Raw genomic sequence first — 25,070 nt, forward strand, 5'->3', positions numbered from 1 at the left:
GTTGATCTCCTGTTGCTAAGTTGCGGTGGATCAGGCGGAGGCGCGGATGCGCTGCTTGTCGTAGAGGTCCTTCTCGTCGTCGGCGATCGGGACGACGTACGGCTCCACTGCGCGCTTCTCGCTGGTCATCTTGCCGCTCTGCTTGGAGAGCAGCGTATGGCAGAACCAGTTTTCGTTGTCCTTCTCCGGGAAGTCCGTGCGCCAATGATAGAGGCCCCAGCGGCTCTCCTCGCGGTAGAGCGAGGCATGTACCGCCATGTCGGCGCAATCCATGATCGACTGCACTTCGAGGGCGCGGAGCAATTCGTGCGCATTGCGCGCAATCATATGCTCCTGCATGTCCTGCCGCGTCTCGGCGAGGCGGCGCATGCCGAGCTCGTATTTGCGCGTGACCTTCGGCGGCTGGAGGTAGTCGTTGACGAGACGCCGGGTCTTGTACTCGACCTGGTTCGGCGGAATGCCGTCCTCGCGCTTGGTCGGCGCCAGCACGCGGTCGCGCTCCCTGGCGACGTCAGCGGCGTCGAACTCCGCAAAGTCGTGATTGTCGGCGAACTCCATCGCGTCGATGCCGGCGACCGAGCCGTTGGTGAAAGCGCCGAGCATGTAATTATGCGGCACGCTTGCCATGTCGCCGGCGGCATAGAGGCCGGGCACGGTGGTGCGGGCATTGTCGTCGACGAACACGCCGGAAGCGCTGTGGCCTGAGCAGAATCCGATCTCGGAGATGTGCATCTCGATCGACTCGTTGCGATAGTCGACCCCGCGCCCCTGCTGGAACAGGCCGCGCGTCGGCCGCTCGACCTTGTGCAGCGTGGACTCGATCTCCGAGATCGTGTCGGGGTGCAGATGCTTGAGCTGGAGGAACACCGGGCCCTTGCCGGACAGCAGCTCGTTGTAGAACTCCAGCATCATCTGGCCGGACCAGTAGTCGCATTCGATGAAGCGCGAGCCCTCGTTGTTGGCGGTAAAGGCGCCGAAGGGGCCGGCGACATAGGCGCAGGCGGGGCCGTTGTAGTCTTTGATCAGCGGGTTGATCTGGTAGCATTCGAGGTTCGCGAGCGCGGCGCCGGCGTGATAGGCCATGGAATAGCCGTCGCCGGAATTGGCGGCGTTCTCATAGGTGCCGAACATGTAGCCGGAGGTCGGCAGGCCGAGGCGGCCGGCGGCGCCCATGCAGAGGATCACGGCCTTGGCCTTGATCACCAGCATTTCGGCGGTGCGGGTGTTGACGCTGATCGCGCCGGCGATGCGGCCGTCGCTCGATTTGAGCAGCCGCGTCGCCATGTAACGGTTGGAGATCAGGATGCGGGCACGCCGGAGCTGGCGATACAGCGCCTTCTTCACGGTCTCGCCGTTCGGCATCGGCAGAACGTAGGTGCCGATGTGGTGCACCTTCTTGACGGCGTAGTCGCCGTTCTCGTTCTTGAGGAAGCGGATGCCGAAGCTGTCGAGTTCCTCGATGATGCCAAAACAGTTCTGCGCGTATTTATAGACCGCCTTCTGGTCGACGATGCCGTCGTTGGCGATGGTGATTTCCTTGGTGTACTGCTCCGGCGTCGCATAGCCGGGGATGACGGCGTTGTTCAGCCCGTCCATGCCCATCGAGATCGCGCCGGAGCGCTTGACGTTGGCCTTTTCGAGCAGAACGACATTCGCCTTCGGGTTCTTCAGCTTCGCCTTCAGCGCCGCCATCGGGCCGGCGGTGCCGCCGCCGATCACCAGCACATCGCAGGAAACTTCCGAAAGTCCGTCGACGATCTGATCTAGTGCCATCGCTTGCTCCTGGTCCGCCGGCAGGTCCGGCGCCTTTGCATCAGATTTGTTCAGGGGGCTTTCCGGCGATAGCAATTAGTTGTCGCCGAAGATCGATTTGCGCCTCAGCGCTCGACGAAAGCCTTTTCGATCACGAAATGACCTGGCTGGCTGTGGTTCCCTTCGACGAAGCCCCGCGCGGAAAACATCGCCGGGAGTTCCTCGAGCATCGCCGGGCTGCCGCACAGCATGATGCGGTCCGTCTCGATATCGAGGCCGCCTTGTCCGATGTCATCGAACATCTGGTTGGAGGCGATCAGGTCGGTGATCCGGCCGCGATTCCTGAACGGTTCGCGGGTCACGGTCGGGTAATACACCAGCTTGTCGCGGATCAGGGGGCCGAAGAATTCGTGGTTGCGCAGGCCTTCCACGAGGTGCTCGCCATAGGCAAGCTCCGAGACCTGGCGGCAGCCATGGGCGAGCACGATGGTCTCGTAGTTCTCGTAGACGTCGGGGTCCTTGATCAGGCTGGCAAAGGGCGCGAGCCCGGTGCCGGTCGAGAGCAGCAGCAGGCGCTTTCCCGGAATGAGATTGCCGGTGATCAGCGTGCCCGTCGCCTTGCGGCCGACCAGGATGATGTCGCCTTCCCTGATCTTCTGGAGGCGCGAGGTCAGCGGGCCGTCCTGCACCTTGATCGAGAAGAACTCGAGCGCCTCTTCGTGATTGGCGCTCGCCATGCTGTAGGCCCGCATCAGGGGTTTGCCCTCGACCTCGAGGCCGATCATCGCGAACTGGCCGTTCTGGAAGCGGAAGCCGGGATCGCGCGTCGCGGTGAAGCTGAACAGGGAATCGGTCCAGTGCCTGACCGACAAAACCGTTTCCTTCTGAAATGCGCTCATCCGTCAGCTCTCCTTGCCTGCGTTGGCGCAAGGTTTCGGAGCGGGAGGAATCGGGCAATGCGGAAGTGGGATTCCCGGTCGATTAGTTTCACATTTCACCGGCGACGACCGGCGAGAAGGCAGCGCCGCTGCGCCGGCGCCGGCAATTAGTTGCTATTCGCGCTCGCCTGTAATGACGTAGAAGCCAGCATGACCATGATCTCCGTGGCACCAACCGTGGCCGACTACGAAGCCAGCGCCGATCTCGCGACGCTCCTCATCCGCACCACGCAGGACGATGCGCTGAGCCTGCCCGCCGAGCAGCTTCGCCTCTCCTGCAAATGCGCCCACTGCACCCGCGCCCGCTTCGACGGCCGCTTCCCCGAAGCGTTTCCGGGCATCGCGATTACCGGGATCGGCGATCTCGGTTATGGGCTGAACATCTCGTTTTCGGACGGGCACAACAGGGGGATTTATCCGAAGCCGTATTTGCTGAGTTTGGCGGGGCGGTAGGCACCTCCAACTCCACTGTCATTCCCCGCGAAAGCGGGGAATCCAGTACGCCGCGGCTTCTCCGTATCCCATTGACGTCTCTGGAATACTGGATCGCCCGCTTTCGCGGGCAATGACACCAGTGTGAGCGCTCCCACCCCATCTGGCACGGACATTGCTCCTCTTTAGAACGGTTTGAACGTTCCGGAGGCGGATGATGTTGCAGGCGGCCAATGTGGTTCGCGGGGCTGTTCCCCCGATCGTTCGGCCTGCGGGTGGTTCCTCGCTGCTACTCACCGAAAACCAGCAATGGATCGGCGGGCCGCCGCCGCTGATGGACAAGCTGACACCGCGCGAGCGGGAGCTGGTGTTGAAGCAGGGCCGCCGAAAGGTGCTCAACCGCGGCCAGACGCTGTTCAGCCAGGGCGGCAAGCACGACGGCATCTGGCTGATCGAGAGCGGCCGCATCCGCGTGTTCTACACCTCGCCGCTCGGGCGCGAGATTACGCTCGCCTACTGGCATGTCGGCAATTTCGTCGGCGGACCCGAAGTGTTCGAAGGCACCGTGCATCAATGGTCCGGCGTCGCATCCAGCAATTGCAGCGTCGTGCACCTGCCAGGGAAGGAGCTGCGCTCGCTCGCGGTCGAGATCCCGAATCTTGCGATCGGCCTGATCGAGGGTCTCACCTTCAAGGGCAAATGCTATTCGGCGCTGGCTCAGATGCTGGGAACGCGCTCGATCACGCAGCGCCTCGCGCATCTGCTGCTGCATCTCGTCGAGCTCTACGGCGTCGAGGATGCCGACGGCCGGGTGATTGCCGCCGCCTTCACCCATGCCGACATCGCCCACATGGTCGGCGCCACCCGGCAATGGGTGACGATCAGCCTGAAGCGGATGCAGGAGAAGGGAATCGTCGTGACCAAGCGCTCGCAGATCGTGGTGTGCCGGACCGACGTGCTGGAAGAGATGCGCGGCCAGAGCGGCGACAAGGGTTGGTGCACAGGCAAGCGGCTTTAAAGTGCAGGACTGCCCAAGGAGTATGCAATCAGCTTTTCCCGGCAACTAATCGACTGCGGTGCTCATTCCGGATTTGCCCTGCCCGAGCCCTCACCCAATCATGGCAACCACAGCACATCCAACGGAATGAGGATGAGAATGGTCCGCCATCTTCCCACGCTCTCGATCGCGATGTCGGTGACGTCGCTGGCGCTCCTGCTCGCGCAGCCGGCTTCGGCGGAAACCGTCACGCTTGGCATCGGAACGCAGGACACCACGACCAATACGGTGACCGCCGGCGTCGTCATCCGCCAGCTTCATCTTCTCGAAAAATATCTGCCGAAGGACGGCAAATATTCCAGCATCAAGTTCGAGATGGAGTGGCAGAACTTCACGTCCGGCCCGCCCGTCACCAATGCGATGATGGCGAACAAGCTGCAGATCGGCATGATGGGCGACTATCCGCTGATCGTGAACGGCTTCACCTTCGACAGTAACCCCGAGAGCAAGAGCCGCCTGATCGGAATTGCCGCTTACAGCCTGTCCGGTTCCGGTAACGGCATCGTGGTCCACAAGGATTCGCCCTACTACGATCTCGCCGATCTCAAGGGCAAGCTCGTCAGCGTTCCCTTTGGCTCCGCCGCGCATGGCATGGTGCTGAAGGCGATGCAGGATCGCGGCTACGCGTCCGATTTCTTCCAGCTCGTCAGCCAGAGCCCGGAGGTCGGTTCGACCAACCTCCAGGAGAAGAAGATCGACGCGCATGCCGACTTCGTCCCCTTCGCCGAGCTCTTGCCGTTCCGCGGCTTCGCGCGCAAGATCTTCGACGGCGTCGAGACCAATCTGCCGACCTTCCACGGCATCGTGGTGCGCACCGACTTTGCCGAGAAATATCCGGAAGTCGTGGTTGCCTATTTCAAGGCGCTGATCGCCGCCAACCAGTGGCTGCGCGACGATCCCAAGCTCGCCGCCGAAAAGATCCAGGAATGGACCGGGATCAACAAGGAGGTCGTCTACATCTTCCTTGGACCCAGCGGCAACATGACGACGGATCCGACGGTCAAGCCGGCACTGGTCGACGCAGCCACGACCGACGTCAAGGTCCTGCAGAATCTTGGCCGCATGAAGGAATTCGATCCGAAAAAGTGGGTCGACGACAGCTACATCCGCAAGGCCTATGCCGAGATGAAGCTCGACTATGATGCGCAGCTTGCGAGCACCAGCAATTACGAAATCAAGGGCGAAGACGCCTTCTGCAAGAAGCCGATCACCGATCCGCGCAAGGCCGGTGAGGTCTGGGTCGACGACGCCGGCATCCTGCCGTACTCGTCGGCGAGCTGCACCTTAGGGGCCTATGCCGACTTCAAGGCCAAGGGCAAGAAGATCAACGTTGCCTATGTCTTCGATACCACCCGCGGCATCAAGCTGTTCGCCGACCAGGCGTTCTTTGCGGTCGGCAATGGCGAGGTTGCGCCGTTCCTGCTGAAGAAGGACGCCGAAGCCCACGCCGCCAAGATCAGCGGCAAGGTGCTCGGCTTCGACGACGCGGTGAAGGCAGCGGTCGGCGGAGGCAAGACGTGAGCAGTCCCGCCATCCTCAGACATTCCGAGGACAGCATGCCGGCAAGCGCAATCGCAGAAGCGGGCCGCGCGCCCGCCGCTACACCACAAGCGACACCGCCCTCGTTCGGCACATTCGCGCTGCGCTGGTACCGGCTCAACCGGGCGGGGCTGCGCGCGACCGCGATCGGCATCATCTCACTGCTCGCGTTCTTGCTGGCCTGGCACCTGCTGACGACCTATCGCGTCGTGTTCTTCGTGCGCTTCACCAACGTGCCCACGCCGCTGGCGGTCTATGCGAGCTTCACCAAGGCGACGCACGATCCGAAATTCCTGATGCACATCGCCCTGAGCTGCCGGCGCATCCTCGTCGGTTTCTCGCTCGCGGCGATCGTCGGCGTGCCGCTCGGCCTGATCATGGGCCGCTTCAAGCTCGTGCACGAGATCGTCTTCCCGGTCGCGGAGGTGCTGCGGCCGATCCCGGCGATCGCCTGGGTACCGATGGCGATCATGCTGTGGCCGACCAACGAGCAGAGCATCGTCTTCATCACCTTCCTCGGCTCGTTCTTCCCGATCCTGATCAACACGCTGCACGGCATGTCGCTGGTCGACCCCGTCCTGGTGCGTGCCGCGCAGTGCCTCGGCGCGCGCGAGCGATCGATCTTCCGCGACGTGTATTTTCCGGCCTCGCTGCCGCACATCTTTACAGGCCTCACCGTCGGCATGGGCGTGGCCTGGGTGTCGCTGATCGCCGCCGAGATGATCTCCGGTCAGTACGGCATCGGTTACTTCACCTGGGAGGCCTATTCGCTGGTCCAGTATGCCGACATCGCACTCGGCATGATCGCGATCGGCGTATTAGGCCTCGGATCGAGCCTGCTCATCAGGGGCGCGGGACAATTGGTGATACCTTGGAGGTCGACATGAGCGAGATGCTTGCAAACCCGCCGAAGGGCCACATCGAGGTCAGGAATTTCTCCCTCAGCTATGACAGCATCGAGGGGCCGGTCCAGGCCGTCACCGACACGCAGATCCATGTGAAGCCCGGCGAATTCGTCTCGATCGTCGGCCCTTCCGGTTGCGGAAAGTCGACGCTGCTCAATGCGGTCGCGGGCTTCCTCAAGCCGACGACGGGTGTGGTCACCGTCGACGGCGAGCGTGTGAACGGCCCTGGGGCCGATCGCGGCATGGTGTTTCAGCAATATTCGCTGTTTCCCTGGAAGACGGTGCGGGAGAATGTCGAGTTCGGCCTGAAGATGCGCGGCATGCCGCGCTCGCAGCGCGAACGCGCCGCGCGCACGCTGCTGGGGCTTGCCGGGTTGGAGGCCTTCGAGAAGCACTATCCGGAAAAACTCTCCGGCGGCATGAAGCAGCGCGTCGGCATCGTCCGCGCGCTCGCGACGGGGCCCAAAGTACTGCTGCTCGACGAGCCTTTCGGCGCGCTGGACGCACAGACCCGCGTCATCATGCAGCAAATCCTCACCAACATGTGGCAGCGGCTGAAGATCTCGGTGCTGTTCGTGACCCACGACATCGATGAAGCGATCTTCCTCTCCGACCGCGTCTACTGCATGACCGCCCGCCCCGGCTCGATAAAGGCGGAGATCCCAATCCCGCTGGAGCGACCGCGACAGCAAGCGATGATGATGTCGTCGGAGTTCCTGGCGCTGCGCCGCGGCCTGATGTCACTGATCCGCGAGGAAAGCATCAAGGCGATGGGCGGCGAGATCACCGATCTCGGCATGCAGGGGCTGAACATCGAGCTGCAGGGGCACTCGCTGGCGGACGTGATCTAGGTTACCGCGCCCCGCTTACGCGGATGACGGCCTCGTAGGGTGGGCAAAGCGAAGCGTGCCCACCATTTTTATCACGAATGCTGATACATGGTGGGCACGGCGCTTTCGCGCCTTTGCCCACCCTACGGCAGTTACTCTCTATTCACTTGAACCAGTGCACCAGCGCGATGCTGATGCCGAGCAGCAGCATCAGTGACAGCGTCACCGCAGCCGTCACCCTACCCCCGACATTGGCAAGCACCCTCACGTCCACGCCCAGGCCCAGCGCCGCCATCGACACCACGGTCAGGAAGTTCGTGATCTTCGTCACCGGCCCCACCACCGTGCCCGGCACGATCTCCAGCGAGCGCAGGGTCGCGAGCGCGAGAAAGCCGAGGATGAACCAGGGCACGAGGCGGAAGAAGCCGACATTGGTCTTCTTCGCGCCGGTCTGCCACCGCGAGGCGGCGAGCGAGAGGCCGACGACGACCGGCCCGAGCATCAGCACACGCATCAACTTCACGAGCGTGCCGATCTGCGTGCTGACGAGCCCCGCCGGCACCGTCGCCGCCAGCACCTGCGGCACCGCGTAAACGGTCAGACCTGCCAGGATGCCGTATTGAGTAGCCGTCAACTGCAACAGCGGGATCAGCAGCGGTAGCCCCAGCACCATCATCACGCCGAGGATCGCGGTGAATGAAATCGAGGACGCGATCTCGTCGTTGTTGGCGCCAATGATCGGCGCCACCGCCGCGATCGCCGAATTGCCGCAGATCGAGTTGCCGCACGCGATGAGGATCGACAGCCGCGTCGAGAGGCCTAGCAGGCGGCTGAGGCCGAAGGACGCGGACAGCGCGACCACGACGACCGCGGCGATCGACGCCAGCAGCGCGATTCCCGACGCCGCGATGGCGGCGAAGCTGATGGAGGCCCCGAGCAGCATGACCGCGACTTCGAGCAGTTGTTTGGCGCTGAAAGCGATGCCGGCCTGCCAGCGCGGCGCGGGTTTCCAGAAGCTGCGGAGCGCCATCCCGAGCAGGATCGCCATCACCAGCGCCTCGACATAGGGATGCTCGAAAACGCCCAGTTCCGCCCGCTCGAGCAGGGCCGAGACACCGGCGACCAGGACGCAGAGGAGAATGCCCGGAATCAGCGTCGCAATGCGACTCGCGGCGGTGGCCGGCTTGGCGTCAGCCGGGCTGGATGCATGATTCTGCGACACAAATCTCTCCAAGAGGAGAAGGATTTATACGCAGGACGATTAGATTGGGGAATAAGTTTTCGGCATATCAGGGCCGAGGGAAGTTCTGTGCTCGGCCCGGAATAATCCGGCTCAGAAGATCAGGCATTTGGCAAGCGAGGCGACGCGGCTGAAGCCGTCATAGACGCCGGGCTCGAAGAAGGCCGCGCGCGCAAGCACGATGCCGGCGACCAGCGACCAGAACAAGCCCGTGCCGACCCGCAGCAGGATCTTGGACGCACGCGACCGCGGCTGGGTGTCCGTTGCGGACACCAGCTGCTCGCCGAAAGGTTCAAATCCAGTGCGTTCCATGGCCGTCAGTCCATCAATTTCTGGATGGAATGTCGTCGTTTCGGTCCCAAACGGCAATGGAAGCGATTGGCGTTTTTGCCCTCCGGAGGGAAAGCTCCTTCCCCAGGATGGTCCAGAGGCAATGGTTTTCTTCTTTCGGCCTATTCGGGCACCGGCGGTCGGCTTACAGGGCCAGATATCGCCGCCGGATTGCGTCATTGGCCTTCAGCTCGTCGATTCCGGCGGCGTAGACGATCTGGCCCTTGTCGATGACGGTGGCGTGGCTGGCCAGCCCCAGGCAGAAATGCATGTTCTGCTCGGCGATCAGCACGGTCGATCCGAGCTGGCGAAGCTGCCGCAGCAGTTCCCCGATCCGCTGCACGATGATCGGGGCGAGCCCCTCGCTCGGCTCATCCAGCAGTAACAGCGCGGGATTGCCCATCAGCGTGCGCGCGATCGCGAGCATCTGCTGCTCGCCGCCGGACAGCCGCCCCGCGATGCGGTGGCGCAGCGGCTCGAGCAGCGGAAAGACCTCGTAGATGCGCTTGATCGGCCATTCGTCCTGGCCCTCCGGCCCCTTCTTGCGACCGATGACGAGGTTGTCCTCGACCGTATGCTCGGGAAAGATCTGGCGATCCTCCGGCACGAAGCCGAGGCCGGCGCGCGCGATATGGTGCGGCCTCTGGCCGGAGATCACCGCGCCGCGCAGGCTCACTCTGCCGCGACGCGGCGGCGCCAGCCCCATGATCGCCTTCATGGTGGTGGATTTGCCGGCGCCATTGCGGCCGAGCAGCGCCATGGTCTCGCCCTGCCGCACCGAGAGGCCGACGCCGAACAGGATCTGGCTGGTGCCGTAATAAACGTCGAGATCGGCGACCTCGATGATGGCTGCGCTCATGCGGCGGCTCCCGCATGTTCGGTGCCGAGATAGGCCTCGATCACGGCGCTGTCGTTGCGGATTTCGTCCGGCGTGCCGGTCGCGAGGATGCGGCCGTAACAGAGTACGACGATCTTGGGCGCGATCATGAACACGATATCCATGTCGTGCTCGATGAAGACGACGGTGATCTTCTGCGTGTCCCAGAGCTCGCGGACCTTGTCGATCATGCGCCAGCGCTCTTCCGGACCCATGCCGGCGGTCGGCTCGTCCAGCAGCAGCACTTTGGGTTCGAGCACCAGCGCAAGGGCAATATCGAGCAGCTTCTGGTCGCCATGCGACAGCGTCGCGGCCGTGCGATGGCGTTTGCTCGCGAGGCCCAGCAGTTCCATCACGTGCTCGGCGCGGTCGCGCGTCTGCGGCAGCGGGAAGCGCTTGTGCAGCACCGCGGACGTCCGCTGGTCGGCGCTGACGGCGGCGAGCATGGTCTCCTGCACCGTCAGCGATTTGAAGATGCTGGCAACCTGGAACGCGCGGCCGATGCCATGGCGCACGATCTCCGGCGGCGAACGGCCGGCGAGATCGACGCCGTCGAGCAGCACCTGGCCGGAATCCGGCTTCAGCGCGCCGGTGATGAGGTTGAAGAAGGTGCTCTTGCCCGCACCGTTCGGACCGATCACGGCGGTGAGTGAGCCGTCGGGAAAGTCGAGCGATACGTCGTTGGTAGCCTTCACGCCACCGAACGATTTTGCGAGGTTACGGATCTCGAGCATGGCTAGCGCCCCTCGCCCGCATCGCGCCGATGCGCGAACCATTCGGCGGTGAAATCGAGCAGGCCCTTGCGCAGGCCCAGCGCGAAGAACAGGATGACCACGCCGAGCACGATGCCGTGATATTCGGTGAAGCGCGTCACGGTGTCGTTGAGCAGCAGCAGCAAGACGGTGCCGACCATCGGCCCCAGGAAGGTCGAGACGCCGCCGAGCATGTTGATGAAGATGCCCTCGCCCGAGATCGTCCAGTAGGCGAACTCCGGATAGGCGCCGGAGACGAACAGCGCCATCACCATGCCGCCCATCGAGGCGAACAGCGCCGCCAGCACGAAGACGGTGAGCTTGGCGCGCCAGACGTCGATACCGAGAAAACTCGCGCGCGCGGCGTTGTCGCGGATCATGCGCAGCGTGTAGCCGAACGGCGACTGCGCAATCTGGCGCATCGCGAGCAGGCCGAGGATCAGCAGCGCGCAGCTGGCGATGTAGAGATGCACATGGTCGGCGAGATTGATGCCGAGGAATGTGGGACGCGGAATGCCGCCGCGCAGGCCCTGGTCGCCGCCGGTGAAAGAGGCCCACGACAAAATGGTCGAGTGGATCAGCATCTGGAAGGCCAGCGTGACGAAGGCGAAATAGATCTCCTTCAGCCGCACGCAGATCGCACCGATGACGGCAGCAATCACCGCCGTAATCGCCAGCGTCGCGATGAAGGCCACGGGAATCGGCACGCCGAGCTTCTGCATGATCAGGCCGAAGCTGTAGGCGCCGAGGCCAAAGAACATGCCATGGCCGAACGAGGTCAGCCCGGTATAGCCGACCAGCAGATTGAGCGAGGTCGCGAACAGGCCGTAGGCTGAGCAGCGGATGACGAAATCGAGCAGCGCCTTACTGCCTGACAACAGCGGCAGGCTCGCCAGAACCGCGAAGGCGACAAGCGCGATCAGGACGTCGCGATAGCGATGCAGCGCCGCGCCATCGCGCGCCGGCACCAGCGTCTCGGCGCGCCCGGCCTCCAGCTCGGTCATGCCGCCTCCTTGCCGAACAGGCCGGTGGGTTTTGAGACCAGCACGATCACCATGAACAGATACATCAGCCCTTCCGTGAACAGGGGAAAGCCTAGCGAGCCGTAGGACCTGATCAGGCCGAGCAACAGCGCGCCGATCAGCGCGCCCAGGATCGAACCCATGCCGCCGATCACGGTGACGATGAAGGATTCGATCAGCACCGAAAATCCCATCCCCGGCGTCAGCGACCGCACCGGGGCCGCAAGTGCGCCGGCAAGGCCGGCCAGCATGCCGCCGAGCGCGAACACGCCGCCATAGATCAGGCCGGTATTGATGCCGAGCGCCGACACCATGCCGGGATTATGCGCGGCCGCGCGGATCACCTTGCCGATACGGCTGCGCGACAATCCAATGCCGAGCACGATGGCCGCGACCAGTGCGACGCCGATCAGTAACAGATAATAAGGCGGCACCACGCCGCCGGCGATGAACAGCGGCATCACCTGGAACGCCGCCGGCATGCCCATCGACCTGAATTCCGGCCCCCAGATCAGGCGCACGACATCGTCGAAGATCAACACGAACGCATAGCACACGAGAAGCTGCATCAGCACATCGGCGCCATAGACGCGGCTCATGAAGACGCGCTCGAAGATGAGGCCGAGAATCGCTGTGCCCGCCGCGCCAGCCAGCATCGCCAATGCAAAGCTTCCGGTGAGCTGATAGGCCGTCATCGCGAAATAAGCGCCAAACATATAGAAGGCGCCGTGGCTGAAATTGACGATCTTGAGCACGCCGAAGATCAGCGTCAGCCCGACCGCGACCAGGAACAGCAGCATGCCGATGATGAGGCCGCTGGTGGTTTGCGTCACCAGGCAGGAGGAACTGGAGAGGCAGCCGGCAAGCGCGTCGAGATCCACGGAAACACTTTCATTGCAGCGCGCCAGAAGCGGCGCGGGGAGCCAAACGAAAACGGCGGAGACGGTCGCCCGTCTCCGCCGCGTGTCGGATCAGGTGTAACCCTTGCTCTTCTTCCACTCGGCCTCGAGCTCGAAGATGGTCTTCCAGTCGCCGGCCTTGACCTCGGGCACGTAAGGCTCCTGCGGGATCGTGGTGCCCCAGCCGATCGCGTAGCCGACCAGCGTGTGGTCGTCGCCGCGCATCGTCACGGTGCCGTCGGCGCCGAACGGGCACTTGATGGTGAGGCCCTTCAATGTCTCCGCGATCTTCTTGCCGTCGGTGGAATTCGCCTTCTTCGCGGCTTCGGCGAGGAACATCACGGCGGTCGCGTTCTGCCACGACCAGTTGGTCGGGTACTCGTTGTACTTGGCCTTGTAGGCATCGCCCCAGGCCGCATTCTCCGGCGTGGTCGGGAAGGTCTTGATGTAGCGGTTGCCGGAGTGGATGCCCTTCGGCAGGTTCTTCACCACGGTGAGCGCGGTGTAGTCGGCCATGTTGACCGCGAACACCTCCATCTGGCCGAACATCGCGTAGATGTTGGCCTGGTCGATGTAGGAGGTGAGATCGCCGCCCCACAGGCAGGAGTACAGCGCCTGCGGCTTGGCCTGCAGAATCTTGGTTACCACCTCGGTGTAGTCGGGCTGGAACAGCTTCGGCCAGGATTCACTGATGATCTCGACGTCGGGCGCGAAGCGCTTCAGATACAGCGTGAACTCGCCGGTGGTGTCGCGGCCATAGGCATAGTCCGGCGAACAGGTCGCCCATTTCTTCAGGCCCTTGGCCTTGGAGATCGCGGCTGCATAACTGCCGCCGACGATAGAGTCGTGAATGCCCTGCCGCACACAGCGGAACGCGTTCGGGATGTGCTGCTTGGGATCGGCGGTGAGCGAGGACGCTTCCGAGCAGGTGTGGACACAGAGTACGCCGAGATCCCGAGCCACTTCGTGAACCGCGAACGATCCGGACGAGGCCTCACCGTCGATCAGCCATTCGCAGCCGTCGGTGTTGACGAGTTCGCGCGCGACGCGGGCGGCTTCCTGCGGCTGGCCCTTGGAGTCGCGGATCACCATCTCGATCTGCCGTCCGGCGAGTCCGCCGGCCGCATTGACCTTCTCGACCTCGAGCATCACCGCATTGCGCGACGACGTGCCGAGCTGCGCGACGCGGCCCGACAGAATCGTCGGCATGCCGACCTTGATGGTCTTGGCTTGGGCCCGCGCCACCCACGGCGCGGCAACACTCATCGCACCGGCGCCCATCAGCGCCAGCGTTGAACGGCGGCTGATGCCCGGCGTGCGGGTTCTCGTCATTTTTCCCTCCCTCTGTCGGGTCGGCGTGTCCTGATCCCTGTCGGAGATCGTCTCGTCTCCGTGGTCTCAAGGATTTCAGAGGTAGGGGGGTGACGTCAAGCCAAAGATGAATTACGAGTCAGAATTCATCGAGGGAGACAACGAGGCCACAACCGGCCCAAAACCCGCGCAATGATCAACCTGTCGAGCTTCATCGCCTTTCATGCCCGGCGCACGCCGGACCGGCCTGCGCTGAAATATCGCGGCGAGGAGATTTCCTATGCCGTCTTCGATGCGCGCATCCGCAAGGCCGCCGGCTGGCTCGCCGCGCAAGGCATCGGCGCCGGTGATGTCGTGGCGGTGCTGATGAAGAACAGCGCGGCATTCCTCGAGCTCGTCTTCGCCACCAGTCATCTCGGCGCGGTGTTCCTGCCGATCAATTTTCGTCTCTCCCGCGACGAGGTCGGCTACATCACAGCCAATGCCGGTGCGCGCCTCCTGATCGTCGATGAAGAGCTGGCTGCGAATGCCGCGGGCGCAAAGACTGTCGTGCTCGACGAGGCCGCCCAGCAAAGCGTCATACGCCTCGCGAGCGACGCGCCTGCCGCCCCGATGCATGTTCGCCAGCCATCCGACCTGATGCGGCTGATGTACACGTCGGGCACGACCGACCGCCCCAAGGGCGTGATGCTCACCTACGACAATTTCTACTGGAAGTCAGCCGACCAGACGATTGCGCTCGGCCTCAGCGCCGGCACGCGGCTGCTCGTCGTCGGCCCGCTCTATCACGTCGGCGCGCTCGACCTGCCCGGCATCGCCGTGCTCTGGCATGGCGGTTTTATCCGCGTCGAGCGTAATTTCGAGCCGGAGGCCGCACTCGCGGCCATCGCGGAAGACAAGCTCAACGCCGCCTGGTTCGCACCCGTGATGACCACCGCGATCCTCACCTGCCCGGCGCGCGAGAGCTACGACGTCTCCAGCCTGGCATGGGCGATCGGCGGCGGCGAGAAGACGCCGGAGGCGCGCATCCGCGCCTTCTCCGAATACTTCCGCAATGCGCGCTACATCGACGCCTACGGCCTCACCGAAACCTTCGGCGGCGACACGTTCATGGACGCCGGCCGCGAGATCGAGAAGATCGGCTCGACGGGGCGCGCCATCGCCCATGTCGAGATCGAAATTCGCAACGAGGACGGCAAGTCGCTGCCGGCGAACGTCAACGGCGAAATCTGCCTGCGCGGCCCCAAAATCACGCGCGGCTACTGGAAGGATCCCGACAAGACCGCGGCCGCCTTCTTCGGCGACTGGTTCCGCAGCGGCGATGTCGGCTATCTCGACGACGAAGGCTTCCTGTATCTGACCGACCGCAAGAAGGACATGATCATCTCCGGGGGCGAGAATATCGCTTCCTCCGAACTCGAGCGTGTCATCTACGATCTGCCTGAGGTGCGCGAGGTCGCGGTGATCGGCCTGCGCGATCCGCGCTGGGGCGAGCGGCCGGTCGCGATCGTGGTGCTGGCCGAAGGTGCGAACCTCGAGCTCCCTGCCCTCACCCAACATTGCCGCGCGCGGCTGGCGAGCTTCAAGGTGCCGAAACAGCTCGTCATCCGCGACAGCCTGCCACGCAACCCGTCGGGCAAGATTCTCAAGCGCGTGCTGCGCGCCGAGCTGGAGACGCCTGAATGACGCAAGCGAATGCAAAGGTCGCAAAACTCAATCGCGTCGAGCGCAACGCCTGGACCAAGCAGAAGATCTTCGAGGCCGCCACCAAGGTCGTCGGCAAGCATGGCTATGCCGAAGCCTCCGTCGCCCGCATCACCGAACAGGCCGGCGTCGCGCAAGGCACCTTTTACAATCATTTCGAAAACCGCCAGGCGCTGCTCGACCAGCTCCTGCCCAAGATCGGTCTCGACATGGTCGAGTTCATCCGCGCCCGCACCGGCAATGCCGATGCGGCCCGCCAGGAGATCGCGCGCTTCTCCGCCTTCTTCGACTTCATCCGCGAGGTGCCGGAATTCCTGCGCATCCTCAACGAAGCCGAGTTCTTTGCGCCCATCGGCTACCAGAAGCATCTCGACAACATCTCGGTCGCCTATGTTCGCATCCTGCGACGTGCCCGCGGGGCCGGCGCGATCGAGAATTACAGCGACGAGGAATTCGAGGCCATCGTCCACATGCTGATGGGCTCGCGCGGCTATCTCAGCCGCCGATACTCCTATTCGGAAGGCGGCGTCACCGCCGTGCCCGACCACGTCATCTCCGCCTACCGCAAGCTGATGACGCGCGGCCTGTTCAGTTCATCCGGAGATCAGAAAACGCCATGAACATCGAATCTCCACGCCGGCCGCTCGACCTCGCCTCGGCGATCGCCGAAGGCGACATCCGCTGCCTGCTGATGGTGCTGGTGCACATGACCGGCGATACGCGCTGGCTCGAGCCGCCGTACTTACCCAAGCGCGACATCCGCCTCATTCCCGATCCCGAAGCCGGGGTGCCGAAAGAGGTCCAGGACGAGATCCGCGCCGCTGTGGTCAAGCTCTTTGCCGACGGCACGCCCAGGCCCGTCATCGCCGATCCCGGCGAGGAGCTGCTGCTGAAGATGATGCGCACCTGCCTCGGCGAGAACGTCGCGCCGGAATACGCGCCCTTGATGCGCGAGGAGATGGGATTCGTGCCGCGCGAGCCGCGCTGGACCAGGCGTCCCTCCGACGAAAGGCTCGCGGAACAGCATGTCCTCATCGTCGGCGCCGGCGTCTGCGCCATCGCGCTCGGCGTCGCACTCGGCCATCTCGGCATTCCCTACACCATCGTCGAGAAGAACAGCGAGCTCGGCGGCACATGGTGGATCAACCGCTATCCCGGCTGCGGCGTCGACACGCCGAACCACTCCTATTCCTACTCGTTCGGCTCGCACAACGAATGGACGCGCTACTTCTGTCAGCGTGAGGAGCTGCTCGGCTATCTCCAGAAGGTCGCCGAGGAATACGGCATCCGCAAGCATCTGCGTGTCAACACCGAGCTGACATCATCGCGATGGGATGAAGCGAAACGACGTTGGATCTCGACGCTCAAGACCGCGAACGGCGAAGAGACATTCGAATCCACCGCGCTGGTCTCGGCCATCGGCCAGCTCAACGATCCCTCGCGCGCCCATTTCAAGGGCGAGGCAGACTTCAAGGGAACGATCCTGCATTCGGCGCTGTGGTCGGACGACGTCAAGATTGACGGCAAGCACGTCGCCGTCATCGGCACCGGCGCGACATCGATGCAGCTCGTACCGTCGATCGCCGGCCGCGTCGCTTCGGTCACAGTGTATCAGCGGAGCCCGCAATGGGCGCGGCCGGTGAAAGGCTATGCCGACCCTATCAGCGAAGGCGCGCGCTGGCTGCTCGCGCATCTTCCATTCTATGTGCAGTGGTATCGCTTCAACATGTTCTGGCGCTACGGCGACGGCCTGCTGCCCTTCCTGCGCAAGGACCCGGCCTGGCCGCATCCCGAGCGCGCCGTCAACAAGGGCAATGACCGGCACCGCCAGGAACTGACCGACTTCATCCTCACCGAGCTGAAGGACCGGCCCGACCTGATCGCGAAGTGCGTGCCGACCTATCCGCCCTACGGCAAGCGCATCCTGCTCGACAACAACTGGTTCAAGACGCTGACGCGGGACAATGTCGAGCTCGTCACCGACACGATCGATCATTTCGACGAGGGTGGCATCGTCACCGCCGACGGCGAGCGCCGTCCCGCCGACATCATCGTGGTCGCAACCGGCTTCAAGGTCACGGAAATGGCGGCGCGCCTCAACATCAGCGGTCGCGACGGCAAGGATTTGCGGCAGGCCTGGGCCAACGACAATCCGACCGCGTTCCTCGGCCTCACCGTGCCGGGCTTTCCGAACTTCTTCTGCATGCTTGGGCCAAACTCGGGCCCGGCACACGGCGGCAGCGTGATTTTCCAGTCGGAGTGCCAGAGCCGCTACATCTCCGCCTGCCTCGCCGACATGATCGAGCAGGACGTCGCCGCCGTCGACGTCCGTCCGGAGGTACTCGACGACTACGTCCGCAAGGTCGATGCCGAGCACGAGACCATGATCTGGACCCATCCGGGCATGAGCACCTACTACCGCAACTCGAGTGGCCGCGTGTTTTCCGCGATGCCCTGGCGGTTCGTGGACTACTGGCGCATGACGCACGATCCCGATTTGGGGCAATATAGGCTGACGAAGGCGTGAACGTTGATCGCGCGGCGATGACGGTGCACCCTCTCCCCTTGCGGGAGAGGGTGGCTTCGCAAAGCGAAGCCGGGTGAGGGGTTCTATCCTCACGAACGGTATTGCGAGTGGACAGAACCCCTCATCCGGCGCTTCGCGCCACCTTCTCCCATAAGGGGAGAAGTAAGAAGACGAGCTCCGCGGGAGGAATCATCTCATGCCCAAGCCGCTTGTGCGCATCTACACCGACTACAAGAGTCCCTACGCATTCGTCGCAAACAAGCGGCTGTTCGAGCTCGAAGAAGCGCACGGCGTCGAGCTGGAATGGCTCCCCTATACCCTGCGCGTCGCCGAATTCATGGGCACGGTGGAAGAGCGCACGCCACACTTCTGGCGGAAGGTGCGCTATGCTTACATGGACGCGCGGCGCTATGCCAACGCGCAGGGGCTCGTCATGAAGGGGCCTCGGCGAATCTACGACGCCTTCCATGCCAGCGTCGGGATGCTGTTCGCGCAGCGCCACGGCTTTTTCCGCCCCTACCACGACACGGTGTTCCGCAAATTCTGGAGCCATGAGCTGGAGATCGACGAGCTCGCCGACATCACCAGCGTCATCACCGCCTGTGGCGGCTCGGCCGGCGAGTTCGAGGCCTATGTCCACGGTCCTGCTCGCGCCGAACACGACCGCATCATCGACGAGGCCGAAGCTCTCGGCGTGTTCGGCGTGCCCACCATGGTGTTCAACGGCGAGCTGTTCTGGGGCGGCGACCGCATCGACCTGCTGATCGAGCGCATCGAAAATCCGGAGACGGCCGCGGCCGCGCTCGGCAGCCGCCACCGCAAGCCGATGTGATCCCCGTCATCGAATTGTCATCGAATGTGCCGAGACGTGTGGCGGGGCATATTCGGGACCGCACATGGATTATTTCAAGCGCTTCAACTTCCTGTTCGCCGCACCGGTTTTCGACGCCGACGACCTCGAAGGCAACCGCTTCAACCAGATCATCGAGGAGATCCAGCGCTCCGGCTTCGAGGTGGTCCGGGCCCGCAAGCTGGAAGACGCCGAGATGGCGGTGCAGACCGATGCCGCGATCGGTTGCATGGTGGTGGACTGGGGCAAGAAGGGCCTGGAGGGCAAGACCTCCGCGCTGATCAATTTGATGCGCCGCCGAGGCCTCGACTTCCCGATCATCCTCCTGATCCGGCGCAAGCGGTTCGAGGATTTGCCGGTCGAGGTGCTCGACTTCATCGACGGTTATGTCTTCCTGTCCGAGGAGACGCCGACCTTCATCGCCAAGAACCTGATCAGCCGGCTCAAGCAATATGCCGAGACGCTGAAGACGCCGTTCTTCGGCGCGCTGGTCGACTATGCCGAGGAAGGCAACCAGCTCTGGACCTGCCCCGGTCATAACGGCGGCGTGTTCTACAACCGCAGTCCGATCGGCCGGGTCTTCGTCGAGCATCTCGGCGAATCCGTGTTCCGGGACGATCTCGACAATTCCGTACTCGACCTCGGCGACCTGCTCACCCATGAGGGCCCGGCGCTGAAGGCGCAGAAGGAAGCGGCAGCGATTTTCGGCGCGGAGAAGACCTATTTCGTTCTCAACGGCACCTCGACCTCCAACAAGGTCGCGCTCGGCGCGCTCGTCACCGACGGCGACCTCGTGCTGTTCGACCGCAACAACCACAAGGCCGCCCATCACGGCGCGCTGATGATCAACGGTGGCATCCCGATCTACGTGCCGACCATCCGCAACGCCTGGGGCCTGATCGGGCCGATGCGTTGGGACGCGCTCGACGAAAAGGCACTGCGCGACGCCATCCGCAACCACCCGCTGGTCGAAGACAAGGACGCCTGGCGCAAGGAGCGGCCGTTCCGCGTCGCCGTGGTCGAGCAGTGTACCTATGACGGATCGATCCACAGCGCCGAGATGATTTTGAAGCGTATCGGCCATCTCTGCGAATACATCCTGTTCGACGAGGCCTGGGCCGGCTTCATGAAGTTCCACCCGCTCTACGCCGGCCGCTTTGCCATGGGGCTGGCCAACCTTCCGCCGGAGGCGCCCGGCATCATCGCGACGCAGTCGACCCACAAGCAGCTCGCGAGCTTCTCGCAGGCCTCGCAGATCCACATCAAGGACCGCCACATCCGCGGCCAGAAGCGGCGCGTCGAGCACCGTCGCTTCAATGAAAGCTTCATGCAGCACGCCTCAACCTCGCCATTCTATCCATTGTTCGCTTCGCTCGACGTCGGCGCCCAGATGATGAAGGGCCGCTCCGGCGAGGTGCTGTGGGACGACACGATTCGGCTCGGCATCGAACTTCGCAAGAAGATCCGTGCGATGCGCCGGGAGTTCGAGGAGAAGGAGCCAAATCCGGACCGCCGCTGGTTCTTCGAACCGTTCGTGCCCGATCGCGTCGCCATTCCCGACGTCAGCCGTCCCGGCGCCGCGCACAACGTCGCCTGGGAAACGCTCTCGACCGACGAGCTCGCCACCAATCCAGCCCTCTGGCAGCTCTCTCCCGATACCAGCTGGCACGGCTTTCCCGATCTCGCGGAAGGCTTTGCCATGACCGACCCGAACAAGCTGACCCTGCTGACACCCGGCTTCGACCGCGCCACCGGAGCCTATGCGGAGCACGGCATCCCGGCGCCGATCGTCGCGCAATATCTGCGCGAGAACCGCATCGTCCCCGAAAAGAACGACCTCAACTCCCTGCTCTTCCTGCTGACGCCCGGCGTCGAGGCGAGCAAGGCCGGCACGCTGATCTCCGGCCTCGTCGCGTTCAAACGGCTGCACGACGACAATGCACTGCTGGCCGACGCGATCCCGGAATTCTATCAGCGGCGACAGACGCGCTACGCCGGCGTCCGGCTGCGCGATCTCTGCGGCGAGATGCACCGCTTCTTCCGTGATGCCAATGTCAGCGCGCTCCAGGCCCGGCAGTTCCTGCCCGAGCACATGCCGGAGATCGCGATGTCGCCGCGCGATGCAGCGCGCCGCCTGATCCGCAACGATGTCGACTATCTGCCGATCGAGGCGATCGCGGGCCGCATCGCGACCACGCCCTTCGTGGTCTATCCGCCCGGCATCGCGACCATCGTTCCCGGCGAACGGCTGACGGAACGGGCCAAGCCCATGGTCGATTATCTCAAGATGTTCGAAAGCTGCTTCAATACATTTCCGGGCTTCGATGTGGAAATCCAGGGCGTCTACAAGGAGGTCGATGCCCATGGCCGCATCGGGCTCTATACCTACGTCGCCGTCGAGTAGGTGTTGATGACCGAAACAGCGATTGCGCGTCCAGACGACGAGCCGGTGCTGGTCCGGCCCTCACGCGAGAGCGATATCGAGGCGATGCTGGCGATCTACCGCCACCACGTCCGCAACGGCGTGCCGCGCGACGTCGAGGGAACCGGCGCGCCGGAGCCGGACGATCTACGCGACCGGCGCAAGAATCTGAAGCAGACCCGGCTGCCGCATCTGGTCGCGACCTTTCGCGGCGAAGTCGTCGGTTATGCCTATGCGGTGCTGTTCCGCAAGCGTCCGGCCTATCGCTTTACGGCGAAGCACTCGATCTACGTCCACCACGCGCATCTCGGCCGCGGTGTCGGACGTTTGCTGCTCCAGGAATTGATCGACGCCTGTGCGGCGGCCGGCTTCCGCCAGATGATCGGCTATATCGACGCCGACAACGCCCCCTCGCTGGCGCTGCACGAGAAATTCGGCTTCGCACGCGCCGGCCTGCTTTGCGGTGTCGCCTATCGCCACGGCCGCTGGTCCGACACCGTCATGGTGCAGCGATCGCTCGGAACCGGCGCGACCGCGCCGCCGCCGGGAACCGCGCCGGGACGATAAGCCTCAGGACGGAAAATCAGCCGGCTTCACATGGATGCGGTCGGCATGCAGCGACCAGTGATTCAGCGCCTGATCCTGGCAGAACTTTGCCTTGGCCCGCTCCTTGGCTTCGTTTTCGTCGGCCGCGTCGATCTCCAGCGTACCCTGGCAGATCTCGCTCTGCCGACCGTACTCCCCGAGCACGTCCTTCATGAACCTGACGACATAGATGGACATGGGACCTCCTGCTGCCCCGGCAGCCAATCTAATCCCATTTGGCCTGAATAGGGGAAGGAGATTTTGACGGGGATCAAGGTTGATGACCCTTGCGCGAGATGCATTGCGGAACTTTCCGCGCGGGTTTAAGGCCAAGCGCCGGCCACCGATGAGGATCTCGACTTGCACTTTGTCTCCGATACCGAAGTCACGAATGCCCTGACGTTTCCCGTCCTCATCGCGGCCCTGGAAGAGGCGCACCGCCGACCGAAGATGGAGGTTCTGGACGCCTTCCTCGGAGACGAGAAAGGGCAATACGTCATCCGCAGCGCCGTCGATCCCGGCCGGTACATGGCAAGCAAGATGTTCACCAGCTTTCCGACCAATCTGGCGGAAGGCAAGATGCCAGCGGTGCAGGCCGTCTGCGTGCTGTTCGACGGCACCAACGGACGGCCACTGGCGGCGATGGACGGCACCGAGATCACGCATTGGCGCACCGCCGCCGACTCCGCGCTGGGTACGAAACTGCTCGCCCCGTCCAATCCCGAGACCTTGCTTTGCGTCGGCGCCGGTGAGATGTCGGAATGGCTGATCCGGGGGCATCGAACGGTCCGGCCGTCGCTGCAACGCGTGCTGATCTGGAACAGGAGCGCGGAACGGGCGGATGATCTCGCCAGGCGACTGGCCGCGGACGGCGTGAAGACGGAAACGGTCGCGGACCTCGACGCCGCGACGCGCGAAGCCAACGTCATCACCACCTGCACCCGCGCGCATCAACCGCTGATCAAGGGCCGCAATTTGCGGCCGGGTACGCATCTCGACCTCGTCGGCGGCTATACACCGCAAACCCGCGAGGCCGATGACGAGGCCGCAAAGATGTCGCGTGTCTTCGTGGACCGGCGAGAATCCGCCTTCCATGGCGTCGGCGACATCCTGCAGCCGATCGCGAGCGGCGCGATCAGCGAAGAGGATGTTCTCGGCGATCTCTACGATCTCGCAAGCGGCCGCGTGCAGGGGCGCATATCACCCTCCGACATCACGTTCTTCAAGAACGCAGGCGGCGGCCATCTCGACCTCATGACTTGCGAAGCTGTGTTCAAGCAGCTCGGCGCAAAGCTGGGGTAGACGGACGGGATGCCGGCAAGACAGGGCCGGCATCAGCCATCACGCCTTGATATCGAGGAGTGTGGCTTCCGTCTCGGCGTAGGCCTGAATGACCTTCGCATTGGCAATGAAGCTGTACTTTGCGGTCGCCAGCTGAGCGAACTCATTGGCGAGATCGACATTCGGCGCTGCGACCAGGCCATCCTGGTTTGCGAAGGGAGCACTCGGGTCGGATTGCGCGGTGTAGCTCGGCGAAACCGTCGACACGGTCGCAACAGTACCGCCCGGTGTCGAGCCGCTCGATTGAGAGACCTGATCGACTCGCAGCGGCACATAGGCCGCCGGAAACGTCGGAGCAATGCCCGCACCGGCCGATGAGTTCGATCCGCCCGACGCGGGCAGCGGGCCGGTCGTGTTGACGTTGGCGATGTTGCTCGCGGCGACGTTCACGCGCAGGCTCGCTGCAGAAAGTCCGGATGTCGCAATCGAAAATATGCTCATGCCCCCTGATCTAGAGGACAAGTCATACGCGTTCCCTCACGCCATCAGTAAAATCCGCCGCATTCTGTTTGCACCCTCGTAACCAACGGCCAGAGCGCGATCAGACCTCGCGCGCCGCTACCGCGGCGCCACGCCAAAGGCCTGCTTGAAGCGCTCGGCATAGCGCGGCCAGACCTCGGGATTGATGATGCGCGGCGGGCGCTTGCCGTCGAGCGTGTCCAGTACCTGCTCGGCGGCGATGCGGCCCATGTTCTGGCGGGCCTCGATGGTGACACCGGCGGTGTGCGGGCTGGCCAGCACGTTGTCGAACTGGAGCAACGGATGCTCCGGCGGCGGCGGCTCCTTGGACCAGACGTCGAGGCCGGCGCCCGCAATGCGCTTGTCGCGCAAGGCCTGGAGCAGCGCGTCCTCGTCGTGGATGAAGCCGCGCGCGGTGGTGATGAAATAGGCATGCGGCTGCATCAGCGCGAATTCGCGCGTGCTGATCATGTTGCGGCTGTTCTTGTCGAGTGGACAGGAGATCGAAACGAAATCGGCGCGGCGCAAGAGCTCGTCGAGCTCGACCTTTTCGCCGCCCCGCTCGGCCATCACCTCTGCCGTGAGGTAAGGATCGTAGGCCAGCACGGTCATGCCGAACAGGCCCTTGCAGAGGGCGGCGATGCGGCGGCCGACATTGCCGAGGCCGATGATGCCGACGGTCTTGTGCTCGACCTCGTTGCCGACCAGTTCGTTGCGGTTGACGTTGGACTCCCTGCGGAGCTTGCGGTCGGACTGGATGATGCGCTTGGACAAAGTCAGCATCATCGCCAGCGCGTGTTCGGCGACCGAATGGGCGTTGCCGCCGGACTGGTTGACGACCAGCACGCCCGCATCGGTGCAGGCCTCGACGTCAACCGGGTCAAAGCCGGCGCCATTGCTCGACACGAGCAGCAGGTTCGGTGTTCGCTTCAGGAAGGCGGCGTCGACATGGAAATGCGGGGCAAGTTCGTCGCGGGCGGCGCCGATCTGGTAGACGTGGGCCGCGCTCAGGATCGGCGCGTAGAAGTCCTCGGTGCTCTCGTTCTCGATACGATCGAGCCGGACGTCGGGCCGCGCCTGCAGGATATCGATATAGATCGGATTGGCCAGATATTTGACGTAGAAGACGCGCTTGCTGTTGACGGACATCAGGACCCTTCCGGCTCTCTCGAGGTGACCCGCAAGGTCAGCGCGATGCGCGCCCCGTCCATGCGTCCCTCCCGTTTTCTCGTTATCGCCGCTTATGGCATGGCGGTGCCGGCCACGGCAGGCCGTCTGGCGCAGATCACGGTGTCGGC

At 63.7% G+C, this 25,070-nt stretch carries 24 protein-coding genes; 12 read left to right on the forward strand and 12 right to left on the reverse strand.

Annotated elements, in window-relative coordinates:
- Positions 1-30 precede the first annotated feature (30 nt).
- Together F8237_RS04050 and F8237_RS04055 are read right to left on the reverse strand one after the other, a co-directional pair.
- Positions 31-1,773: a fumarate reductase/succinate dehydrogenase flavoprotein subunit gene (locus F8237_RS04050; RefSeq protein WP_151642511.1), complete on the reverse strand. Its 1,743-nt coding sequence runs from the start codon at positions 1,771-1,773 to the stop codon at positions 31-33.
- 104 nt (positions 1,774-1,877) lie between these two features.
- Complete coding sequence (locus F8237_RS04055; RefSeq protein WP_151642512.1) at positions 1,878-2,651, reverse strand: ferredoxin--NADP reductase; 774 nt, start codon at positions 2,649-2,651, stop codon at positions 1,878-1,880.
- 195 nt (positions 2,652-2,846) lie between these two features.
- On the opposite strand from F8237_RS04055, the gene F8237_RS04060 reads away from it, so the two are divergent.
- The 5 genes from F8237_RS04060 (at position 2,847) to F8237_RS04085 (ending at position 7,474) form a co-directional block, all read left to right on the forward strand.
- Positions 2,847-3,143: a gamma-butyrobetaine hydroxylase-like domain-containing protein gene (locus tag F8237_RS04060; RefSeq protein ID WP_162006346.1), complete on the forward strand. Its 297-nt coding sequence runs from the start codon at positions 2,847-2,849 to the stop codon at positions 3,141-3,143.
- A 193-nt stretch (positions 3,144-3,336) separates the two neighbouring features.
- The gene (locus tag F8237_RS04070) at positions 3,337-4,140 is read left to right on the forward strand and encodes a Crp/Fnr family transcriptional regulator (RefSeq protein WP_151642515.1); all 804 of its coding nucleotides are present in this window, start codon (positions 3,337-3,339) and stop codon (positions 4,138-4,140) included.
- Positions 4,141-4,278: 138 nt separating this feature from the next.
- Positions 4,279-5,700 (forward strand): ABC transporter substrate-binding protein, encoded by a 1,422-nt coding sequence (locus F8237_RS04075; RefSeq protein WP_162005863.1) that lies wholly within the window; start codon positions 4,279-4,281, stop codon positions 5,698-5,700.
- Between the two features lie 35 nt (positions 5,701-5,735).
- The gene (locus tag F8237_RS04080) at positions 5,736-6,605 is read left to right on the forward strand and encodes an ABC transporter permease (protein WP_162006347.1); all 870 of its coding nucleotides are present in this window, start codon (positions 5,736-5,738) and stop codon (positions 6,603-6,605) included.
- Positions 6,602-7,474 (forward strand): ABC transporter ATP-binding protein, encoded by an 873-nt coding sequence (locus F8237_RS04085; protein ID WP_162005864.1) that lies wholly within the window; start codon positions 6,602-6,604, stop codon positions 7,472-7,474. Before F8237_RS04080 ends, F8237_RS04085 begins: the two co-directional genes overlap by 4 nt.
- Positions 7,475-7,616: 142 nt before the next feature.
- Here the strand turns inward: F8237_RS04085 and F8237_RS04090 are convergent, their stop codons facing one another.
- The 7 genes from F8237_RS04090 to F8237_RS04120 form a co-directional block, all read right to left on the reverse strand.
- Entirely contained in the window at positions 7,617-8,675 is a 1,059-nt protein-coding gene (locus F8237_RS04090; RefSeq protein ID WP_151642519.1) for a YeiH family protein, read from the reverse strand.
- 111 nt (positions 8,676-8,786) lie between these two features.
- Positions 8,787-9,005: a hypothetical protein gene (locus F8237_RS04095; protein WP_151642520.1), complete on the reverse strand. Its 219-nt coding sequence runs from the start codon at positions 9,003-9,005 to the stop codon at positions 8,787-8,789.
- Positions 9,006-9,168: 163 nt separating this feature from the next.
- Positions 9,169-9,882 carry an ABC transporter ATP-binding protein gene (locus F8237_RS04100; RefSeq protein WP_151642521.1) on the reverse strand — a complete coding sequence of 238 codons (714 nt, stop codon included), beginning with the start codon at positions 9,880-9,882 and terminating at the stop codon, positions 9,169-9,171.
- Positions 9,879-10,634 carry an ABC transporter ATP-binding protein gene (locus tag F8237_RS04105; protein ID WP_151642522.1) on the reverse strand — a complete coding sequence of 252 codons (756 nt, stop codon included), beginning with the start codon at positions 10,632-10,634 and terminating at the stop codon, positions 9,879-9,881. The genes F8237_RS04100 and F8237_RS04105 overlap by 4 nt, the downstream gene beginning before the upstream one ends.
- Before the next feature lie 2 nt (positions 10,635-10,636).
- The gene (locus F8237_RS04110) at positions 10,637-11,656 is read right to left on the reverse strand and encodes a branched-chain amino acid ABC transporter permease (protein ID WP_151642523.1); all 1,020 of its coding nucleotides are present in this window, start codon (positions 11,654-11,656) and stop codon (positions 10,637-10,639) included.
- Entirely contained in the window at positions 11,653-12,555 is a 903-nt protein-coding gene (locus F8237_RS04115) for a branched-chain amino acid ABC transporter permease (protein WP_151642524.1), read from the reverse strand. The genes F8237_RS04110 and F8237_RS04115 overlap by 4 nt, the downstream gene beginning before the upstream one ends.
- 90 nt (positions 12,556-12,645) lie before the next feature.
- On the reverse strand, positions 12,646-13,905 hold the full coding sequence (locus tag F8237_RS04120) for an ABC transporter substrate-binding protein (RefSeq protein ID WP_151642525.1): 1,260 nt from the start codon (positions 13,903-13,905) through the stop codon (positions 12,646-12,648).
- A 171-nt stretch (positions 13,906-14,076) separates the two neighbouring features.
- Here F8237_RS04120 and F8237_RS04125 point away from each other — a divergent pair, with 171 nt between their 5' ends.
- From F8237_RS04125 to F8237_RS04150, 6 genes are all read left to right on the forward strand, one after another.
- Positions 14,077-15,570: an AMP-binding protein gene (locus F8237_RS04125; protein WP_151642526.1), complete on the forward strand. Its 1,494-nt coding sequence runs from the start codon at positions 14,077-14,079 to the stop codon at positions 15,568-15,570.
- Positions 15,567-16,208 carry a TetR/AcrR family transcriptional regulator gene (locus tag F8237_RS04130; RefSeq protein ID WP_151642527.1) on the forward strand — a complete coding sequence of 214 codons (642 nt, stop codon included), beginning with the start codon at positions 15,567-15,569 and terminating at the stop codon, positions 16,206-16,208. Before F8237_RS04125 ends, F8237_RS04130 begins: the two co-directional genes overlap by 4 nt.
- Positions 16,205-18,115, forward strand: coding sequence for a flavin-containing monooxygenase (locus F8237_RS04135; RefSeq protein WP_151642528.1), 1,911 nt, complete (start codon positions 16,205-16,207; stop codon positions 18,113-18,115). Before F8237_RS04130 ends, F8237_RS04135 begins: the two co-directional genes overlap by 4 nt.
- A gap of 196 nt (positions 18,116-18,311) precedes the next feature.
- On the forward strand, positions 18,312-18,947 hold the full coding sequence (locus F8237_RS04140; RefSeq protein WP_151642529.1) for a 2-hydroxychromene-2-carboxylate isomerase: 636 nt from the start codon (positions 18,312-18,314) through the stop codon (positions 18,945-18,947).
- 64 nt (positions 18,948-19,011) lie between these two features.
- Positions 19,012-21,369, forward strand: coding sequence for an Orn/Lys/Arg family decarboxylase (locus F8237_RS04145; protein WP_151642530.1), 2,358 nt, complete (start codon positions 19,012-19,014; stop codon positions 21,367-21,369).
- Between the two features lie 6 nt (positions 21,370-21,375).
- Positions 21,376-21,954, forward strand: coding sequence for a GNAT family N-acetyltransferase (locus F8237_RS04150; RefSeq protein ID WP_162005865.1), 579 nt, complete (start codon positions 21,376-21,378; stop codon positions 21,952-21,954).
- A 3-nt stretch (positions 21,955-21,957) separates the two neighbouring features.
- Here F8237_RS04150 and F8237_RS04155 read toward each other — a convergent pair whose 3' ends face one another.
- The gene (locus F8237_RS04155) at positions 21,958-22,170 is read right to left on the reverse strand and encodes a hypothetical protein (protein ID WP_151642532.1); all 213 of its coding nucleotides are present in this window, start codon (positions 22,168-22,170) and stop codon (positions 21,958-21,960) included.
- A gap of 162 nt (positions 22,171-22,332) precedes the next feature.
- On the opposite strand from F8237_RS04155, the gene F8237_RS04160 reads away from it, so the two are divergent.
- The gene (locus F8237_RS04160) at positions 22,333-23,274 is read left to right on the forward strand and encodes an ornithine cyclodeaminase family protein (protein ID WP_151642533.1); all 942 of its coding nucleotides are present in this window, start codon (positions 22,333-22,335) and stop codon (positions 23,272-23,274) included.
- A 39-nt stretch (positions 23,275-23,313) separates the two neighbouring features.
- On the opposite strand, the gene F8237_RS04165 is transcribed toward F8237_RS04160, so the two are convergent.
- Both F8237_RS04165 and F8237_RS04170 read right to left on the reverse strand, forming a co-directional pair.
- The gene (locus tag F8237_RS04165; protein ID WP_151642534.1) at positions 23,314-23,754 is read right to left on the reverse strand and encodes a flagellar basal body rod protein FlgC; all 441 of its coding nucleotides are present in this window, start codon (positions 23,752-23,754) and stop codon (positions 23,314-23,316) included.
- Positions 23,755-23,871: 117 nt separating this feature from the next.
- Positions 23,872-24,921: a hydroxyacid dehydrogenase gene (locus F8237_RS04170; protein WP_151642535.1), complete on the reverse strand. Its 1,050-nt coding sequence runs from the start codon at positions 24,919-24,921 to the stop codon at positions 23,872-23,874.
- Positions 24,922-25,070: the final 149 nt, after the last annotated feature.

Source organism: Bradyrhizobium betae (assembly GCF_008932115.1).
Taxonomy (GTDB): domain Bacteria; phylum Pseudomonadota; class Alphaproteobacteria; order Rhizobiales; family Xanthobacteraceae; genus Bradyrhizobium; species Bradyrhizobium betae.

Bases quoted from the DNA above. Each gene is read 5' to 3' on its own strand.
- F8237_RS04050 (WP_151642511.1), bottom strand. From the start codon at position 1,773: ATGGCACTAGATCAGATCGTCGACGGACTTTCGGAAGTTTCCTGCGAT.
- F8237_RS04055 (WP_151642512.1), bottom strand. From the start codon at position 2,651: ATGAGCGCATTTCAGAAGGAAACGGTTTTGTCGGTCAGGCACTGGACC.
- F8237_RS04060 (WP_162006346.1), top strand. From the start codon at position 2,847: ATGATCTCCGTGGCACCAACCGTGGCCGACTACGAAGCCAGCGCCGAT.
- F8237_RS04070 (WP_151642515.1), top strand. From the start codon at position 3,337: ATGATGTTGCAGGCGGCCAATGTGGTTCGCGGGGCTGTTCCCCCGATC.
- F8237_RS04075 (WP_162005863.1), top strand. From the start codon at position 4,279: ATGGTCCGCCATCTTCCCACGCTCTCGATCGCGATGTCGGTGACGTCG.
- F8237_RS04080 (WP_162006347.1), top strand. From the start codon at position 5,736: ATGCCGGCAAGCGCAATCGCAGAAGCGGGCCGCGCGCCCGCCGCTACA.
- F8237_RS04085 (WP_162005864.1), top strand. From the start codon at position 6,602: ATGAGCGAGATGCTTGCAAACCCGCCGAAGGGCCACATCGAGGTCAGG.
- F8237_RS04095 (WP_151642520.1), bottom strand. From the start codon at position 9,005: ATGGAACGCACTGGATTTGAACCTTTCGGCGAGCAGCTGGTGTCCGCA.
- F8237_RS04100 (WP_151642521.1), bottom strand. From the start codon at position 9,882: ATGAGCGCAGCCATCATCGAGGTCGCCGATCTCGACGTTTATTACGGC.
- F8237_RS04105 (WP_151642522.1), bottom strand. From the start codon at position 10,634: ATGCTCGAGATCCGTAACCTCGCAAAATCGTTCGGTGGCGTGAAGGCT.
- F8237_RS04110 (WP_151642523.1), bottom strand. From the start codon at position 11,656: ATGACCGAGCTGGAGGCCGGGCGCGCCGAGACGCTGGTGCCGGCGCGC.
- F8237_RS04120 (WP_151642525.1), bottom strand. From the start codon at position 13,905: ATGACGAGAACCCGCACGCCGGGCATCAGCCGCCGTTCAACGCTGGCG.
- F8237_RS04125 (WP_151642526.1), top strand. From the start codon at position 14,077: ATGATCAACCTGTCGAGCTTCATCGCCTTTCATGCCCGGCGCACGCCG.
- F8237_RS04130 (WP_151642527.1), top strand. From the start codon at position 15,567: ATGACGCAAGCGAATGCAAAGGTCGCAAAACTCAATCGCGTCGAGCGC.
- F8237_RS04135 (WP_151642528.1), top strand. From the start codon at position 16,205: ATGAACATCGAATCTCCACGCCGGCCGCTCGACCTCGCCTCGGCGATC.
- F8237_RS04140 (WP_151642529.1), top strand. From the start codon at position 18,312: ATGCCCAAGCCGCTTGTGCGCATCTACACCGACTACAAGAGTCCCTAC.
- F8237_RS04145 (WP_151642530.1), top strand. From the start codon at position 19,012: ATGGATTATTTCAAGCGCTTCAACTTCCTGTTCGCCGCACCGGTTTTC.
- F8237_RS04150 (WP_162005865.1), top strand. From the start codon at position 21,376: ATGACCGAAACAGCGATTGCGCGTCCAGACGACGAGCCGGTGCTGGTC.
- F8237_RS04155 (WP_151642532.1), bottom strand. From the start codon at position 22,170: ATGTCCATCTATGTCGTCAGGTTCATGAAGGACGTGCTCGGGGAGTAC.
- F8237_RS04165 (WP_151642534.1), bottom strand. From the start codon at position 23,754: ATGAGCATATTTTCGATTGCGACATCCGGACTTTCTGCAGCGAGCCTG.
- F8237_RS04170 (WP_151642535.1), bottom strand. From the start codon at position 24,921: ATGTCCGTCAACAGCAAGCGCGTCTTCTACGTCAAATATCTGGCCAAT.